Genomic DNA, 16,093 nt, shown 5'->3' with positions numbered 1-16,093 from the left:
CTTCACTACTTTTTCAGTTCGATTTCAGTTCAATGACTTCGGGTTGCAGCACGCATCACGTAATTCATGTCGCTCAATTCGACTGCACTCACATCAACCGACCGGCCCGTTGCTTGAAAAAACGAGACGGTGGAATGCAACCTCCGCGATCTTATGCCCGAGCTCGTCGCGCCGTCAACGTGGACACGTCGACGCGCACGCGCGCAACCGCGGTTCCATGCGCCGGAACCGCTTGACAGATTTGCGACATTTGAAATTGCTGAGCGGCCGACGATTGACGTCACCGGTCGCCTTGGCCTTTTGCGCCATCGCGGCGGCGCAAAAAGCCTGGCGCGCGCTACTTGCCCTTCCAGACGGGCGTACGCTTGTTGAGGAAGGCGTCCATGCCTTCGCGAAAATCTTCACTCATATAGGCCTTGAGGATCAGGTCCTGGCCCTCCTCACGCGACAACGTCGGACGGATTCGTCGCACCGCCTCCTTGGCCGTTTCCATCGTGAGGGGCGCATGACTTGCGACCAGCTTTGCCATCTCGTCGGCGCGGCGCTGCAGCGTCTCGACGTCGGGCACGATTTCAGTGAGCAGGCCGAGCGCCAGCGCTTCCTGCGCCTCCACCAGACGCGCCCTGAAGATCATGTCCTTGGTGCGGGCGGGACCGACCAGCGCGACGATGCGGCTGATGTTGGACATCGACAGGCAATTGCCGAGCGTGCGCGCGATCGGGAATCCCATGCGCGTCGTCTCGGTGCCGATGCGCAAGTCGCAGCAGGCTGCGATGCCGGCACCGCCGCCGGTGCAGGCGCCTGCGATTGCCGCGATCACGGGAACGCGGCACTGCTCCAGGGTGCCGAGCACACGGTCGATCCGCGACTCGTAGTCGAGCGCATCCTGCGCGGTCTTGAACGCCCGGAATTGCGAGATGTCGGTGCCCGACGCAAACGCCTTGTCGCCGGCGCCGGTCAGGATCAGCGCCTTGATCGAACGGTCCGCGTTGATCTCGGTGCAGATCTCCGCCATGCGGTCATACATGGCGAAGGTCATGGCGTTGCGCGCCTGCGGGCGGTTGAAGGTGATCCGCGCGATGCCGTCGGTGACGGAGTAGAGCAGGTCTTCGTTGGTCGTCGTCGGTGCATTCATCGCGCGTCTCTTCTTCGTTGAGTTGGTTCAGGCCACCTGAGCTTTGGCCATCGGCACCACGTCGCGTCCCTTCAGGACGTCCATGGCCGCCAGCACGCCGCCGCTTCTGTGCGGGATCTTTGCAAGATCCAGGCCCATCTCGACGCCGGCGAGCGTGCCCATCAGCATCAGATCGTTGAAGTGGCCGATATGGCCGATGCGGAACACCTTGCCCTTGACCTTGTTCAGGCCGGTGCCGAGCGACATGTCGAAGTTGTCCAGCACCACCTTGCGGAAGGCGTCGGCGTCGTGTCCGTCAGGCACCCGCACGCCGGTCAATGCCGGCGAGTGTGCGGCCGGATCGGCGCACTGCGTCTCGAGACCCCAGACCTTGGCCGCGGCGCGCGTCGCCGCGCTGTGGCGCTTATGGCGGGTCCAGACGTTCTCGAGACCTTCCTCCTCCAGCATCTTCACCGCCTCGCGCAGGCCGTAGAGCAGATTGGTCGCAGGCGTATAGGGGAAGGTGCCGAGCTTGTTGAAGGTGATGACCTCCTGCCAGTCCCAATAGGAGCGCATGCCCGGATTGGCCTTGGCAACGCTAAGCGCCTTCTCCGACACGGCGTTGAAGCCGAGACCCGGCGGCAGCATCAGGCCCTTCTGCGAGCCCGCAACCGAGACGTCGATGCCCCAGGCGTCGTGCTCATATTCCATCGAGCCGAGGCCGGAGATGGTGTCGACCATCAACAGCGCCGGATGTTTGGTGCGATCGAGGATCTTGCGCACCTCCGCGGGCGGCGTGACGCAGCCGGTCGAGGTCTCGTTGTGGACGACGCAGACCGCCTTGATGGTGTGCCGCTTGTCCGCCGCGAGGCGCTTCTCGATCTCGGCAAGATCGGCGCCATGGCGCCAGTCGCCCGGGATGAAGTCGACATCGAGCTTGAACTTGTCGGCGATGCCGCGCCACAGCACGGCGAACTGGCCGGTCTCGCACATCAAAACCTTGTCGCCGGGGGCGAGCACATTGACCATCGCCGCTTCCCAGGCACCGGTGCCGGACGAGGGAAAGATGATCACGGGCTGCTTGGTGCGGAACACGCGTTGCATCGAGGCCAAGACGGCAAAGCCGAGCTCGGCGAATTCGGGACCGCGATGGTCCAGCGTCGGCATGTCCATCGCCCGCAGCACGCGGTCGGGCACATTGGTCGGTCCTGGAATCTGTAAGAAATGCCTTCCAGTATGCACGGTCATCGGCGTCCTTCCCGGTCTAGCCTTGTTTTGATGGCCGCCGAATAGCACCATTTGACCGGCTTGTCCCCTCTCCAAAGGGCGACTTCCATGCATAAGCGGTGGACCTCCGCCGCCCCCTATTCGGCGGCCACCATCTTGCCGGACGGCCCCCTGCCCTCGACCTCCGCGAACGGGCGTTCGGGGTGCATCAGGAAGGCGGAGACGCCGCCGAGCAGCAATAGCCCCATCGACATCAGGAACGGGAGGTACCAGTTACCGGTCGCGTCGATCACGAAGCCTGCGACCAGCGGGGAGACGATGGCCGCGAACGCCGAGCCCGTGTTCATCAACCCCGACGCGGTGCCGGAATATTTCGGGGCGATGTCCATCGGGATCGACCACATCGGGCCGATCACCAGCTCGGCGCAGAAGAAGCCGGCCGACAGGCACAGCGCGACGATGGTGATGTCGTGGACGAACAGGATCGGAAACAGCGAGAGCAGCGCTCCCGCAAATCCCGCAACGGTGACGCTGAGCCGCGCCAGGCGAACGTTGCCGGTGCGCTCGAGGATGCGATCGGAAATGACGCCGCCGACGCTGTCGCCGATCACGCCGGCGAAGAACACGCCGGAGGCAAACAGCGCCGAGTTCTTGATATCGAGATTGTAGTTGTTCTTGAAGAACAGCGGCAGCCAGTTGAGATAGAGCCACAGGCTCCAGCCATAGCAGAAATAGGTCAGCGTCACCGGCCACATCCGGCTGAACAGCGGCCCCCACGGCACCTGCGGCCGCTCGCCGGTCGGACGCGGCGGCAGCGCCGCGAGCTCGGCTTCGGTGATCGAAGCGTGCTCCTTCGGCTCGTTGCGGAAGTACCAGACCCAGATCACGCCCCAGATCAGGCTGACGAAGCCAAGCACGACGAAGGCGCCGCGCCAGGTCAGCCACAGGATCAACAGCGCCACCACCGGCGGCGTTACCGCGTTGCCGAGCCGGGCAAAGGAATGGGTCAGGCCTTGCGCGAAACCGCGGCGGTTCGCCGGCGTCCAATATTGCATCGCGCGCGTTGCGGTCGGGAACGTCGCCCCTTCGCCGAAGCCGAGCGCGAAACGCGCGACGAACAGTGCGCCAAGGCCATTCACGAAGCCGGTCGAGATGGTGGCGGCCGCCCAGATCATGCCGCACCAGAACAGCGTCTTGCGCGGCCCGAAATGATCGCCGACCCAGCCGCCGATCACCTGGAACAGCAGATAGGGATAAGCGAAGGCGGAGAAGACGAGGCCAAGCTGCGTGTTCGACAGACCCAGCTCCTTCTGGATCTCGCTCGCCGCCGTGCCGATGTTCACCCGGTCGACATAGGTGATGAAATACATCGCGCAGAGCATCGCCAGCACGACATGCGTGGCCTTGAACCGGATTTTCATCTCCACCCTCCCTGATCGCTTCTTATGGTTGCCGCCCGCGTGTCCCGCGCGGCTTAGGTGCCGACCACTTTGAGATGCGGTGATGCATTTCCCTGCGGCCGCTGCTCCAGCAGCTTCATCGCGACATCGACGCCGCCGGAGCGATGCGGCACGCCGGCGACCGACAGGCCCATCTCCACGCCGGTGAGCGCGCCGAGCAGCGTCAGCGCATTGCATTCGCCGAGATGGCCGATGCGGAAGACCTTTCCGGCGACCTTCGACAGGCCCGAGCCGAGCGACATGTTGTAATTGTCGAGCACGATCTTGCGGAACTGATCCGCATCATGTCCCGGCGGCATCAGCACGGCCGTCAGCACCGGCGAGAACTCGGCCGGCTCCTGACAGAGCACTTCGAGGCCCCAATGATTGACGGCGGCGCGGGTGGCCGCAGCCAGCCGCTGATGCCGCGCAAACACGTTGTCGAGTCCCTCCTCAAGCAGCATCGCGATGGCTTCGCGCAGGCCGTAGAGCAGGTTGGTCGCCGGCGTGTAGGGGAAGAAGCCTTTTGCATTGGGCTTGAGCATTTCCTCCCAGTCGAAATAGGAGCGCGGCATCTTGTTGGTCTTCGATGCAGTGAGCGCTTTCTCCGAGATCGCGTTGAAGCCGAGGCCGGGCGGCAGCATGAAACCCTTCTGCGAGCAGCTGACGCTGACATCGACCTTCCACTCGTCGTGGCGGAAATCGACCGAGCCGAGCGAGGAGATGGTGTCGACCATCAGCAACGCCGGATGCCCCGTGCGATCGATCGCGGCGCGGATCTCGGCGATGCGGCTGGTCGCGCCGGTCGAGGTCTCGTTATGCACGACCATCACGGCCTTGATCGCGCGGGCCTTGTCCTCGGCGAGCCGGGCTTCAATCACGGCCGGGTCGGCGCCACGGCGCCAGTCGCCCGGAACGAAATCGACCTCGATGCCGAAGCGGCCGGCCATCTGCCGCCACAGCGTGGCGAAATGGCCGGTCTCGACCATCAGCACCTTGTCGCCCGGCGACAGCGTGTTGACGATCGCAGCCTCCCAGGCACCGGTCCCCGACGAGGGGAAGATGATGACCGGGCCCTTGGTCTGGAAAATGGTCTGGCTGCCCTCGAGCACGGTGCGGCCGAGCTCGCCGAACTCCGCGCTGCGGTGGTCGATCACCGGCATGTCCATGGCGCGCAACACGCGCTCGGGGACCGGGCTCGGGCCCGGAATTTGAAGGAAATGGCGTCCCTGATGCATGAAAACCTCCCTGGCGGCGGGTTCTGGCCGGCTCTGTTGGCTATTTTGCATTCATTTTTTGTACTTTCAACCGAAATTTGGTATTCGATTGTGGACGTCGACGCGATCCAACGGGCAAATTACTGTGCTGCAAATGAAATCCACGATTCCCGACACCGGGGTTCCGATCGCCGCACCCGCCCAAAATGGCGGCGACCGCGAGGCAGCATCGCTACATGGCGAGGTGCTGCTGCGGCTGCGCGACTACGTCGTGGAAGGCAACATTCCCGACGGCGCCCGCGTTCCCGAGCGCCAGCTCTGCGAGATGTTCGGCATCTCCCGCACACCGCTGCGCGAGGCGCTGAAAGTGCTCGCCGCCGAGGGCCTGATCGAGCTTTTGCCCAACCGCGGCGCCCGAATCCGCCAGCTCAGCCAGCGCGACCTGGAAGAGCTGTTCGACGTGATGGCGGGCCTCGAAAGCCTCGCCGGGCGCCTCGCCTGCGAGGCCATTACAGATGCGGAAATCGCCGCGATCGAGCAGCTGCATTACGAGATGTACGGCCACTATCTGCACCGCGACATGCATGGCTATTTCCAGACCAACCAGCGCATCCACGAGAGCATCGTCGCCGCCGCTCGCAACGAGACGCTGAAGATCGCCTACGCCAATTTTGCAGGGAGAATCCGCCGCGTCCGCTACTCCGCCAATTTCGCTCGCAAGCGGCAGCGCTGGGCCGAGGCGATGCGCGAGCACGAGGCAATCCTCGATGCCCTGCGCCGCCGCGCCGGCAGCGAGCTCAGCGACATCCTGTTCCTGCATCTGCGCAACAAGCGGATGGCCGCGATCGAGCACCTGACCGAGCCTCAAGACGAGGCGCCGGCATCGGCCTGAAGGGCGGCTGGCTTGCTCATTTTGAATTCATAATATAATCGGTCAGAAACAAGAATGAATAATCCAGCTGCCACGTGCCTCGCTGGATCACTCCGGGACCAGGGATGACAAACGCCTCCTCGCTCGAACGGCGCCTGCGCGCGGACATCACCGGCGACGTCCTGTTCGATCGCTTCAGCCGCGGCCGCTACGCCACCGATGCTTCGTTCTACCAGATCGTTCCATCAGGCGTGGTCGTGCCGAAAACCATGGACGAGGCCCTGCTTTCGCTGGCGATCGCCCGCGACGAGGGGGTGAAGGTCACCCCGCGCGGCGGCGGCACCTCGCAATGCGGCCAGACCGTCAATGACGGCCTCGTGGTCGATCTCTCAAAACACCTCAACCGCGTCCTGTCGCTCGACGTCGAGGGCCGCACCTGCGTGGTCGAGCCCGGCATCGTGCTCGACGACCTCAACCGCCGGCTCAGGAAGCACGGCCTGTGGTTTCCGGTCGACGTCTCCACGGCCTCCCGCGCCACCATCGGCGGCATGGCCGGCAACAACTCCTGCGGCGGCCGCTCGCTCCGTTACGGCACCATGCGCGACAACACGCTGTCGATGGAGGCTTCCCTTGCCGACGGCACGCTGAGCCGTTTTGGCGAGGTCGCACGCGATCTCTCCGATATCGATGCCGGCAGCAGCACGCGCCCGCTGTTCCGCGACATGCTGGATCTCGGCGCCCGCGAGGCCGACGAGATCGCGGCGCGCTTCCCAAAGGTGCAGCGCCGCGTCGGCGGCTACAATCTCGATGCCCTGGTTCCGCGCAACGCGCCGAACAACATGGCGCATCTGCTGGTCGGCTCCGAGGGCACCCTCGCCTTTACCACCAAGGTCGAGCTGAAGCTCTGGCCCGTCATCCGCAACAAGGCGCTCGGAATCTGCCATTTCGGCAGCTTTTACGAGGCCATGGATGCGGCCCAGCATCTGGTCAAGCTGAAGCCGATCGCGGTCGAACTGGTCGACCGCACCATGATCGCGCTCGGCCGCGACATCGCGATGTTCAAGCCGATCATCAATGCGGCGATCAAGGGCGATCCCGATGCCGTGCTGGTGGTCGAATTTGCCGGGGAGGACCAGGCGGACAATCTCGCGCGCCTGAAGCAGCTCACCGAGCTGATGGGCGACCTCGGCTTCGGCTGGAACAACGACACGCGCAAATGGGGCGGCGTGGTGGAGATCACCGAGCCCGCGCTGCAGAGCGGCATCGCCGATTTCCGCGCCGCCGGCCTCAACGTCATGATGTCGATGAAGCAGGAGGGCAAGCCGGTCTCCTTCGTCGAGGACTGCGCCGTGCCGCTGCCGCATCTCGCCGACTACACGGCACGGCTGAACGAGGTGTTCGCGAAGCACGGCACCAGCGGCACGATGTATGCGCACGCGTCCGAAGGCTGCCTGCACGTACGCCCGGTGCTGAACCTGAAGCTGGAGAAAAACGTCGAGGCGATGCGCGCCATCGCGGAGGAAGCCTTCGCGCTGGTGCGCGAGTACAAGGGCTCGCATTCCGGCGAGCACGGCGACGGCCTGGTGCGCTCGGAATTTCACGAGAGCATGTTCGGCGAGCGCCTCGTCGCCGACTTCAGGGAAGTCAAGCGCCGCTTCGACCCCGACGGCGTGCTCAACCCTGGCAAGATCGTCGATGCGCCCAAGATGGACGACCGCTCGCTGTTTCGCTACCGGCCCGGCTATCGCGTCGGCGAGTTCAAGACAAAACTCGACTGGTCCGCCTGGCCCGGCGCCGGCGGCGGTTTTCAGGGCGCGGTCGAGATGTGCAACAACAACGGCGCCTGCCGCAAGCTCGAAGGCGGCGTGATGTGCCCGTCCTACCGCGCCACGCGCAACGAGAAGGATGTCACGCGCGGGCGCGCCAACACCTTGAGGCTCGCTATATCAGGCCAGCTCGGTCCCGACGCGTTGTCGTCCGACGAGATGATGGAAACGCTAAAGCTCTGCGTCTCCTGCAAGGCCTGCCGCCACGAATGCCCGACCGGCGTCGACATGGCCAAGATGAAGATCGAGGTGCTGGCCGCACGCGCGGCCTCGCACGGGTTGACGCTGCGCGACCGCCTGGTCGGCTATCTGCCGCGCTACGCCGGCCTCGCCGCGCGCGTCGCGCCGCTCGCCAATCTACGCAACCACAGTCCGCTGCTGCGAAAGCTGTTCGAGCGCTTCGCCGGCATCAGCGCGCGCCGCGCGCTGCCCGCCTTCCGCAGCGATGTGTTCGTAGCTCCCGCCGACAAGATCGGGCCGGAGGGCGGTCGCGAGGTCGTGCTGTTCGCTGATACTTTCAATCGCATCTATGAGCGCGAGAACCTCGACGCAGCGCTGCGCGTGCTTGCGGCCGGCGGCTATCGCGTGCATCTGCCGACGCCAACCAGCGGCAGCCGCCCGCTCTGCTGCGGTCGCACCTTCCTGTCAGCCGGTCTCGTTGACGAAGCGAAGACTGAGCTCGACCGTCTCGTCGCCGCCTTCGCGCCCTTTGCCGCGCGCGGCGTGCCGATCGTCGGCCTCGAGCCGAGCTGCCTACTGACGCTGCGCGACGAGCTCGCCTCACTGCGCAAGGACAATGACGCCAAGGCGGTCGGTGCCCATGCGCTGACCTTCGAGGAGTTTCTGGTGCGCGAGGCCGAGGCCGGGCGCCTGCAATTGCCGCTCGGCAGCGTCGCTGAGAAGGCCGTCGTGCACGGCCATTGCCACCAAAAATCCTTCGGTGCCTTCAGGCCGGTCGAGCAGGTGCTGCGCCTCGTCCCCGGCCTCGAGGTCGAGACCATCGAATCGAGCTGCTGCGGCATGGCCGGCGCCTTCGGCTATGGCGCGGACACCTACGATGCCTCGATCGAGATGGCCGAGCTGTCGCTGCTGCCCGCGGTCCGGAAGGCGGATCGGGCGACGCTGGTCGTTGCCGACGGCACCTCCTGCCGCCACCAGATCCACGACGGCACCCAGCGCGAGGCACTTCACGTCGCGCGCGTGCTGGCGATGAGCCTCGATCGCGCCAAAACCCATCCCACGATCACTCCCGTTGCAAAGGAACCCAGTCATGGCTGAACTCACGCTCGACACCGCCCGCAAAATCCTCGACGCCGCCTTCGCGAAGGCCGCGGAGCTGAAGCTCAAGCCGCTGGTCGTCACCATTCTCGACGCCCGCGGCGTGCTCAAGCTTGCCGCAGCACAGGACGGCACCAGCCTGATGCGCGCCGAGATCGCCCACGGCAAGGCCTATGGCGCGCTGGCCATGGGCCTGGGTTCGCGCGCGCTGTACCAGCGGGCGCAGGAGCAGCCCTATTTCATCGACGCCGTGAACACGATCGCCAAGGGCGCGCTGGTGCCGGTCCCCGGCGGCGTGCTGATCCTGGACGGCACCACGCTCGTCGGCGCCGTCGGCATCTCCGGCGACACCTCCGACAATGACGAGGCCTGCGCGGTCGCGGGCATCCAGGCGGCGAGGCTGAAGGCCAACGCGGGATAGCTCGTCTGCCGGGACGCACCACCTGGCTCGCGCCGACGAATGACGTCAGGCGCTAAACCCGATTCTGCCTTGATACAGCTGTTTTGCCCGTCGAAGCAAGCAATTTTCGGTAAGACCGAAAATTCTCCAGGCGTTTCAACCCCATCTCTACTGTGCATGGGGTTGTTTTTTCGATTCTTGCTCCATCACCGTCACCCTGAAGTGCCGGAGCGCCGCAGAGCAAGCCTCGAAGGGCGACGGCCCCGTTGCACCCGCTCGGCCGGGCATCCTTCGAGGCTCCTGGCGCGACGGCAAGCGCATCGCGCAGCTCGCACCTCAGGAGGATGGGTCTAGCAGCGGCACACCGCCCCGCCCCTTACCTTCCCGTCCAGACCGGCTTGCGCTTCTCGCCGAATGCTTTCAGCCCTTCCCTGGCATCCTCGGTCATCGCGAGCAGTGCGATCTGGCTTTCGGTATAGGCGATGCTCTCGTCAAACGACATCGAGGCGATGGCACGCATCGCGTATTTGCCGCGGCGGATTGCGGTCGGGGATTTGTCGACGATGCGGCCGATCAGCCAGTCGACCTTGGCGTCGAGTTCGGTCGTCGGCACCACGTAGTTGAGCAGGCCCGCGCCCTTTGCGGCCTTCGCATCGAACGGCTCGCCGGTCAGGGCCCATTCGTTGACGAGGCGCGGCGGCGCGATGGATTGCAACAGGCTCAGCACCTGCATCGGGAAGACGCCGACCTTCACCTCGGGGAGGCCGAAGACGACGTGATCGGCGGCGATCGCCATATCGGTCATGCAGAGCAGGCCCATGCCGCCGGCCATGCAGACGCCACCGACCCGCGCAATCGCCGGCTTGGTGGCGTTCTGTGACACACGTAACAGATCGGCATAGTCGACATTTGGCTTGGAATGGTCCATCGCAAAAGCCGCACCGGAATTCTGCAGATCCGCGCCGGCGCAGAACGCCTTGTCGCCCGCGCCCGTCAGCACGATGACGCGGACGTCGTTGTCGTCATGCGCGTCGCGATAGGCTTTGGCAATGCCGGCGATCACCTCGCCGTTCAGCGCGTTGCGCTTCTCCGGCCGGTTGATGGTGATCCAGAACGCCTGCCCGCGCTTCTCGGTGACGACGCTGGTCGTATCGGTCATGGCACTCGCTTCCCTGCTCTCGTTTGCAGCCATTTGCGGCAGGTCGGGCGGCGGGGGCAAGGAGAAACTGCAACGCTGTGTCACCATAGCGTGTTGGCGCAACTTCGCGTCGCGATTGAATTACCGGCCATGGCCGCTATCCTGACTGGAGATTTTGATCACCGATGAGCCATTTCATGCGCGCCCCCATCGCCCTGTTGCTGGCAGGCTTGATCATCGCGAGCAGTGGCACTGCTAGCCGCGCCGCCGATGCCGCGAAAATCGCGCTGGTGATCGGCAACGCCAAATATCCCGACAATGAATTCGTGCTGAATGATGCCGCCAATGACGCGCAGGACATCGCCGACGAACTGAGCCGCGACGGCTTCGTCGTCGACCGGCAGATCAACCTCACCGGCGATGCCATGCGGCAAACGCTCGATCGCTTCTACGCCCGCATCAATCAGGGCGCGGTGGCGCTGATCTTCTTCGACGGGTTCGGCATCCAGTCCAACCGGCAGAGCTACCTGTTGCCCGTCGATGCGCAAATCTGGGCCGAGCCCGACGTCTCGCGCGACGGCTTCAGCCTCGACAGCATTCTCGCGGAGATGAATGCGCGCGGCGCCGCGATCAAGATCGCGCTGATCGACGCCTCCCGCCGCAATCCGTTCGAGCGGCGCTTTCGCCGCTATTCGGCCGGCCTCGCGCCGGCGATCGCGCCGAGCAATTCGCTGCTGATCTATTCCGCCGCGCTCGGCGCGGTGGTTGCGAGCGGCCAGACCGACCACAGCCTGTTCGTCACCGAATTGTTGCGCGAGATGCGCGCGCCCAATGTCAGCGCCGAGCAGGCGCTGACCAACACCAAGAACGGCGTGGTCGGCGCGACCAACCGCGAGCAGGTACCCTGGCTGTCGTCGTCGCTGACGACGGACTTTTCGTTCGCGGGCCTGGTGGCACAGCCGCCCGGCAACAAGGGCGCCGATCGGCCTCCGTCGAAATCCGAACAGCAGAAGCCGGTCTGCGAGGTCGTGCAACCTGACGCCGCGCCGAGCGCAGACGATCTCGCCAGGGATCCGATCATCGCCGATCTCACGCACAGGATCGCGGCCAATGCCAGCGATGCGATCTCGCGCTACAAGCGCGGCCAGGTCTACGCGATCAAGCGCGCCTATGCGCTCGCCATGCAGGATTTCGACGCCGTGATCCGCCTCGATCCCAGAGATGGAGAGGCGCTCAACAACCGCTGTTGGACCCGGGCCGCCACCGGCGACCTGCAAGGCGCGCTCGCCGACTGCAACCTCGCGCTCCAGGTCGATCCCGGACTGAGCGAGGCGCTCGACAGCCGCGGGCTCGTCAACCTCAAGCTCGGCCGGACCGCGGAGGCGATCAAGGATTATACGGACGCGATCCAGCGCAATCCTCGTTCGTCATCGTCGCTGTTCGGCCGCGGCGTCGCGACCCGCAAAAGCGGCGGCGACGGCGCGGCCGACATCATGCAGGCGAAATCGATGGACCCGAACATCGCGAAGGAGTTTGCAGGCTACGGCGTGACCGAGTGCGTGCCTTAGGTGGGAACGGCTTTCCTGATCCAGACCTTGTTGTCATGGAACGCCGCGCCGCCGATCGGCGCGACGGCTTCGCCTCCAGTCAGCATGTTGATGCCGCGGCCACCGATATGATTCTTGTTCGGATGAACGGACTCGGCGATCAGCACGCCGCGACGCACGCCCTCGAAGAAGACTGCAACCAGCGTGGTCTCGCCGCGGGTGTTGCCGAGCGTCACGGCATCGCCGTCGGCAATATCGAGGGAAGCCGCATCCAGCGGATGGATCATCACGCTCGCCTTGCCCTCGCGCGCCTGCGAGGACGGCGTCTCGTTGAAGGAGGTGTTGAGGAAGCTCCGCGAGGGACTGGTGGCGAGGCGGAACGGATGAGCCTGGTCGGCGTGCTCGATCACCGCCCAGTGGTCGGGCAGCGACGGCATGCTCTCGAAGTCGCCCATCATCAGGCCGAACGGCGGATGCGCCCAGTCGGCCTTGAAGTGGAATTTCCTGTCGGCGTGGGCAAAGCCGTCGAGGTAATGCGCGGTGCGGAAATCCGGTTGCAGGTCGCGCCAGAGGTCGGCCTCGAGGCTTGCGATGTCGCCATGGTCGCTCAGCTTCAGCGTCGCGTCGATCAACTCGCGCGGCGTCATCTCAAAGCCGTGGTGCTTCGCGCCAAGCCGCGGCGCCAGTGCCTGCAACACCTCGTGGTTGGAGCGGCATTCGCCGGGCGGATCGATCAGCTTGGGCCCAACCGAGATGTGCTGATGGCCGCCGCCGTAATAGAGGTCGTCATGCTCCATGAACATGGTCGCCGGCAGCACGATGTCGGCCATCTGCGCCGTTTCGGTCATGAACTGCTCATGCACCGCCACGAACAGATCCTCGCGCGCAAACCCCTGGCGGACCAGCGCCTGCTCGGGCGCCACCGTCATCGGGTTGGTGTTCTGGATCAGCATCGCCTTGATCGGCCCCTTGCCGTGCAGGGCCTCGGTATCGCCGGTGAGGATGCGGCCGATCTGCGACTGGTCGAGCGCCCGTGTCGCCTTGTCGATCGCGTCGTGGCCCTCGATGATGGATTCGTCGAAGTGCCACAGCGCGTAATTGTTGAAGAAGGCGCCGCCACCTTCGTGCTGCCAGGCACCGGTCACCGCCGGAATGCACAGCGCCGCGTGCATCTGCGTGGCGCCATTGCGCGAACGGGTGAAGCCGTAGCCGAGGCGAAAGAAGGCCCGCTTGGTCTCGCCGACGAGCTTGGCAAAGGCCTCGATCTCCGCCACCGGCACGCCGCAGATCGCGGACGCCCATTCGGGCGTGCGCGTCCCCAGATGCGCCTCGAGCTCATCGGGGCAGTCCGTGTACTTGTCCATGTAGGCACGGTCGGCGTAGCCGTCGCGGAACAGTACATGCATGACGCCGCAGGCGAACGCGCCGTCGGTGCCCGGTCGCAGGATGATCTTGATGTCCGCCTGCTTCATGGTCTCGTTATCGTAGACGTCGACCGCCGCGATCCTGGCACCGCGTTCCTTGCGGGCACGGGCGGCGTGCGTCATCACGTTGACCTGGGTGTTGACGGGATTGGTGCCCCAGATCACGACGAGATCGGACAGCGCCATCTCCCGCGGATCGACGCCGGCGATCTTGCCGGTGCCGATCGCGTAACCGACGCGCGCGACATTGGCGCAGATCGTCGAATAGAAGCGCGAATATTTCTTCACATGCGTCAGACGATTGAGGCCGTCGCGCATCACCAGCCCCATCGTGCCGGCGTAGTAATAGGGCCAGATCGATTCCGCGCCGAACTCGCGTTCAGCCTGGTTGAAGCGATTCCCGATCTCGTCCAGCGCCTCGTCCCAGGAGATCCGCGCAAACTGTCCGGACCCCTTCGGCCCGGTGCGGCGCATCGGATAGATCAGCCGCTCCGGATGATGGATGCGCTCGGCGTAGCGGGCGACCTTGGCGCAGACGACGCCAGCCGTGTACGTCTGCTTTTTCGAGCCGCGGACCCGGCCGATGCTGCGGCCCTCGACCACCTCGATATCGAGGGCGCAGGCCGAGGGGCAATCATGCGGACAGGTGGAGTGGCGGATCTCGATCTTGGCGTGCTGGTTCATGGCCAAATTCGTAACATCAAAAGACCAGCCGGCCGAGCGCATTTATCCGGCAATGCCCATGCGATTTGCTCAAGGCGCGTTCGGCACCCGTTCCTGCTGCAACCGCGAAAGGCCGCACGATCACACCGAAAGCAGCCCGATATTCCGGCTGTAATCGACTTTGTGAGGCGTCGACAGTCCGCGTCGGCTGCCGTTACAGTGCCAGCCAACAAAAACGACAGGGAGGCGGGCGTGACGGCCCCACGATTCATGCTGGCACTGGCGGCCGGCCTGCTCACCATAGTCTCTGCCGGGCCCTCCTTCGCGCAGGACTATCCTGCGCATGCGGTCCGCATCATCGTGCCCTTCGGCGCCGGCGGGCCGGCCGACGTCGCGGCGCGGCTGATCGGCAACGCGCTCCAGGAGAGCCTTGGCCAGCCCTTCGTGATCGAGAACCGCACCGGAGCGGGCGGTGTCATCGGTACGGTCGAGGCAGCGAAGTCACCGGCCGACGGCTACACGCTGCTGATGATGTCGAACACGCAGACGGCGAATGAATCGCTGCTGACGGCTGAACAGCGCAAATACGAGCTGATGCGCGACCTTGCACCGATCGCGCCGGTGAATTCGTCCGACTTGGTGATCGTCGTGAGCCCGTCGGTGCCGGCCAGGACGCTGCCAGAGTTCATTGCGCTCGCCAAGGCGCAGCCGGGCAAGCTGAACTACGCCTCCTCCGGCCAGGGCACGCCCTATCACATGGCCGGCGAGCTGTTCAAGGCGATGGCGGGCATCGACCTCGTCCATGTGCCCTATCGTAACAGCGGCGAGGCGCGCAGCGGCGTGATCGGCGGCCAGGTGCAGATGATGATCGACGCGGTGCCGGCGATGGCGCCGAACATCGGAGAGAACCAGGTCCGTGCGCTCGCGACCACCGGCAAGCTGCGTTCCGCGGTGCTGCCGAACGTGCCGACCGCGAATGAGGCCGGCGTGCCCGGCTACGAGGCCACGATCTGGCTCGGCCTGATGGCGCCGGCGGGCACGCCGAGACCGATCATCGACAAGCTCAACGCGGCCGTCGGTGCATTCGTGAAGCGGCCCGAGATCGTCAAGCTGTGGACCGAACAGGGGGCTCTGCCGATGTCGATGACGCCGGGCGAATTCGACAAATTCTTGCGCGGCGACATCGAAAAATGGGCCGATGTCGTCAAGCGGTTCGACAAATCCTGAAATCTGACGGGAGCCGGCATGGCTGATACAGTGAACATCCTCAGCGGCGGCGCGGCGCAAGGCCTGGTGCGCGGCCTCGCCGCGGCCTTCAAGGCGAAGACGGGATTTGCAGTCGATGGCGAATTCGGTGCGGTCGGCATCATGGCCGACAGGCTGCGCGCGGGCACGCCGGCCGATCTCGTGATCCTGACGCAGGCGCTGCTGACGAAGCTTGCCGATGAGAAACTCGTCGTCCCCGCCGCGATCGCCAATATCGGCCGGGTCGAAACGGCGCTCGCGGTCCGCAGCCGCGATGCCAAGGTGACGGTCAAAACCGAAGCCGATCTACGCGACGTCTTGCGCGCCGCCGACGCGATCTTCGTGCCCGACACAAAAGCCTCGACCGCGGGACAGCACGTCGCAAAAGTGCTGGATCAGCTTGGCATCGCCTATGAGGTCGCCTCGCGGCTGAAGATCTTTCCGAATGGCGCGACTGCGATGCGGGAGCTTGCGATGTCCACCGCACAACGCCCGATCGGCTGCACCCAGGCGACCGAGATCATCGCAATCGACGGCATCGTGCTGTCGGGATCGCTGCCGCCGGGATGCGAGCTGGTGACGATGTATACAGCCGGCGTGACTGCGCGGGCTGCACATCCGAACGAGGCAGCCGCCCTGATCGCGTTGCTGACTGGCGCAGATCAGAGAGAGCTGCGCCAGCGCGTGGGCTTTGCCGGCTAGAC

At 65.1% G+C, this 16,093-nt stretch carries 12 protein-coding genes; 6 read left to right on the top strand and 6 right to left on the bottom strand.

Features of this window, described 5'->3' with window-relative positions:
* Positions 1-337: 337 nt before the first annotated feature.
* The 4 genes from IC761_RS11495 to IC761_RS11480 all read right to left on the bottom strand — a co-directional run bounded on the left by IC761_RS11495 (position 338) and on the right by IC761_RS11480 (position 5,018).
* A complete protein-coding gene (locus IC761_RS11495) occupies positions 338-1,135 on the bottom strand; it encodes an enoyl-CoA hydratase/isomerase family protein (RefSeq protein ID WP_195803351.1) in 798 nt (265 codons plus the stop codon).
* A gap of 27 nt (positions 1,136-1,162) precedes the next feature.
* On the bottom strand, positions 1,163-2,362 hold the full coding sequence (locus IC761_RS11490) for a pyridoxal-phosphate-dependent aminotransferase family protein (RefSeq protein ID WP_195803350.1): 1,200 nt from the start codon (positions 2,360-2,362) through the stop codon (positions 1,163-1,165).
* Between the two features lie 116 nt (positions 2,363-2,478).
* Positions 2,479-3,762, bottom strand: a complete 1,284-nt coding sequence (locus IC761_RS11485) for an MFS transporter (RefSeq protein ID WP_195803349.1) — start codon at positions 3,760-3,762, stop codon at positions 2,479-2,481.
* Between the two features lie 53 nt (positions 3,763-3,815).
* Positions 3,816-5,018, bottom strand: coding sequence for a pyridoxal-phosphate-dependent aminotransferase family protein (locus IC761_RS11480; RefSeq protein ID WP_438265114.1), 1,203 nt, complete (start codon positions 5,016-5,018; stop codon positions 3,816-3,818).
* 133 nt (positions 5,019-5,151) lie between these two features.
* Between IC761_RS11480 and IC761_RS11475 the strand changes: the two genes are divergently transcribed.
* The 3 genes from IC761_RS11475 to IC761_RS11465 all read left to right on the top strand — a co-directional run bounded on the left by IC761_RS11475 (position 5,152) and on the right by IC761_RS11465 (position 9,393).
* Positions 5,152-5,889, top strand: a complete 738-nt coding sequence (locus IC761_RS11475; RefSeq protein WP_195803347.1) for a GntR family transcriptional regulator — start codon at positions 5,152-5,154, stop codon at positions 5,887-5,889.
* Positions 5,890-5,993: 104 nt separating this feature from the next.
* The gene (locus tag IC761_RS11470; RefSeq protein ID WP_195803346.1) at positions 5,994-8,972 is read left to right on the top strand and encodes an FAD-binding and (Fe-S)-binding domain-containing protein; all 2,979 of its coding nucleotides are present in this window, start codon (positions 5,994-5,996) and stop codon (positions 8,970-8,972) included.
* Positions 8,965-9,393 (top strand): GlcG/HbpS family heme-binding protein, encoded by a 429-nt coding sequence (locus tag IC761_RS11465; RefSeq protein ID WP_195803345.1) that lies wholly within the window; start codon positions 8,965-8,967, stop codon positions 9,391-9,393. The genes IC761_RS11470 and IC761_RS11465 overlap by 8 nt, the downstream gene beginning before the upstream one ends.
* A gap of 355 nt (positions 9,394-9,748) precedes the next feature.
* On the opposite strand, the gene IC761_RS11460 is transcribed toward IC761_RS11465, so the two are convergent.
* Positions 9,749-10,531, bottom strand: coding sequence for an enoyl-CoA hydratase/isomerase family protein (locus tag IC761_RS11460; RefSeq protein ID WP_195803344.1), 783 nt, complete (start codon positions 10,529-10,531; stop codon positions 9,749-9,751).
* Positions 10,532-10,707: 176 nt separating this feature from the next.
* Here IC761_RS11460 and IC761_RS11455 point away from each other — a divergent pair, with 176 nt between their 5' ends.
* Entirely contained in the window at positions 10,708-12,078 is a 1,371-nt protein-coding gene (locus IC761_RS11455) for a caspase family protein (protein WP_246791490.1), read from the top strand.
* Here IC761_RS11455 and IC761_RS11450 read toward each other — a convergent pair.
* Complete coding sequence (locus tag IC761_RS11450; protein WP_195803342.1) at positions 12,075-14,165, bottom strand: molybdopterin-dependent oxidoreductase; 2,091 nt, start codon at positions 14,163-14,165, stop codon at positions 12,075-12,077. The genes IC761_RS11455 and IC761_RS11450 overlap by 4 nt on opposite strands.
* A gap of 249 nt (positions 14,166-14,414) precedes the next feature.
* Here IC761_RS11450 and IC761_RS11445 point away from each other — a divergent pair, with 249 nt between their 5' ends.
* Together IC761_RS11445 and IC761_RS11440 are read left to right on the top strand one after the other, a co-directional pair.
* Complete coding sequence (locus tag IC761_RS11445; protein ID WP_195804625.1) at positions 14,415-15,371, top strand: tripartite tricarboxylate transporter substrate binding protein; 957 nt, start codon at positions 14,415-14,417, stop codon at positions 15,369-15,371.
* 18 nt (positions 15,372-15,389) lie between these two features.
* Positions 15,390-16,091, top strand: coding sequence for a molybdate ABC transporter substrate-binding protein (locus IC761_RS11440; RefSeq protein WP_195803341.1), 702 nt, complete (start codon positions 15,390-15,392; stop codon positions 16,089-16,091).
* The last annotated feature ends 2 nt before the right edge of the window (positions 16,092-16,093 follow it).

It is taken from the genome of Bradyrhizobium commune (genome assembly GCF_015624505.1).
Classification (GTDB): Bacteria; Pseudomonadota; Alphaproteobacteria; order Rhizobiales; family Xanthobacteraceae; genus Bradyrhizobium; species Bradyrhizobium commune.
Note: the sequence above shows the minus strand (reverse complement) of the source record. Positions and strands in the feature narration are given on the sequence as shown.

What these genes read in the sequence shown, in the direction of transcription:
- IC761_RS11495 (WP_195803351.1), bottom strand. Translation starts at nt 1,135, where the DNA reads ATGAATGCACCGACGACGACCAACGAAGACCTGCTCTACTCCGTCACC.
- IC761_RS11490 (WP_195803350.1), bottom strand. Translation starts at nt 2,362, where the DNA reads ATGACCGTGCATACTGGAAGGCATTTCTTACAGATTCCAGGACCGACC.
- IC761_RS11485 (WP_195803349.1), bottom strand. Translation starts at nt 3,762, where the DNA reads ATGAAAATCCGGTTCAAGGCCACGCATGTCGTGCTGGCGATGCTCTGC.
- IC761_RS11480 (WP_438265114.1), bottom strand. Translation starts at nt 5,018, where the DNA reads ATGCATCAGGGACGCCATTTCCTTCAAATTCCGGGCCCGAGCCCGGTC.
- IC761_RS11475 (WP_195803347.1), top strand. Translation starts at nt 5,152, where the DNA reads ATGAAATCCACGATTCCCGACACCGGGGTTCCGATCGCCGCACCCGCC.
- IC761_RS11470 (WP_195803346.1), top strand. Translation starts at nt 5,994, where the DNA reads ATGACAAACGCCTCCTCGCTCGAACGGCGCCTGCGCGCGGACATCACC.
- IC761_RS11465 (WP_195803345.1), top strand. Translation starts at nt 8,965, where the DNA reads ATGGCTGAACTCACGCTCGACACCGCCCGCAAAATCCTCGACGCCGCC.
- IC761_RS11460 (WP_195803344.1), bottom strand. Translation starts at nt 10,531, where the DNA reads ATGACCGATACGACCAGCGTCGTCACCGAGAAGCGCGGGCAGGCGTTC.
- IC761_RS11455 (WP_246791490.1), top strand. Translation starts at nt 10,708, where the DNA reads ATGCGCGCCCCCATCGCCCTGTTGCTGGCAGGCTTGATCATCGCGAGC.
- IC761_RS11450 (WP_195803342.1), bottom strand. Translation starts at nt 14,165, where the DNA reads ATGAACCAGCACGCCAAGATCGAGATCCGCCACTCCACCTGTCCGCAT.
- IC761_RS11445 (WP_195804625.1), top strand. Translation starts at nt 14,415, where the DNA reads ATGCTGGCACTGGCGGCCGGCCTGCTCACCATAGTCTCTGCCGGGCCC.
- IC761_RS11440 (WP_195803341.1), top strand. Translation starts at nt 15,390, where the DNA reads ATGGCTGATACAGTGAACATCCTCAGCGGCGGCGCGGCGCAAGGCCTG.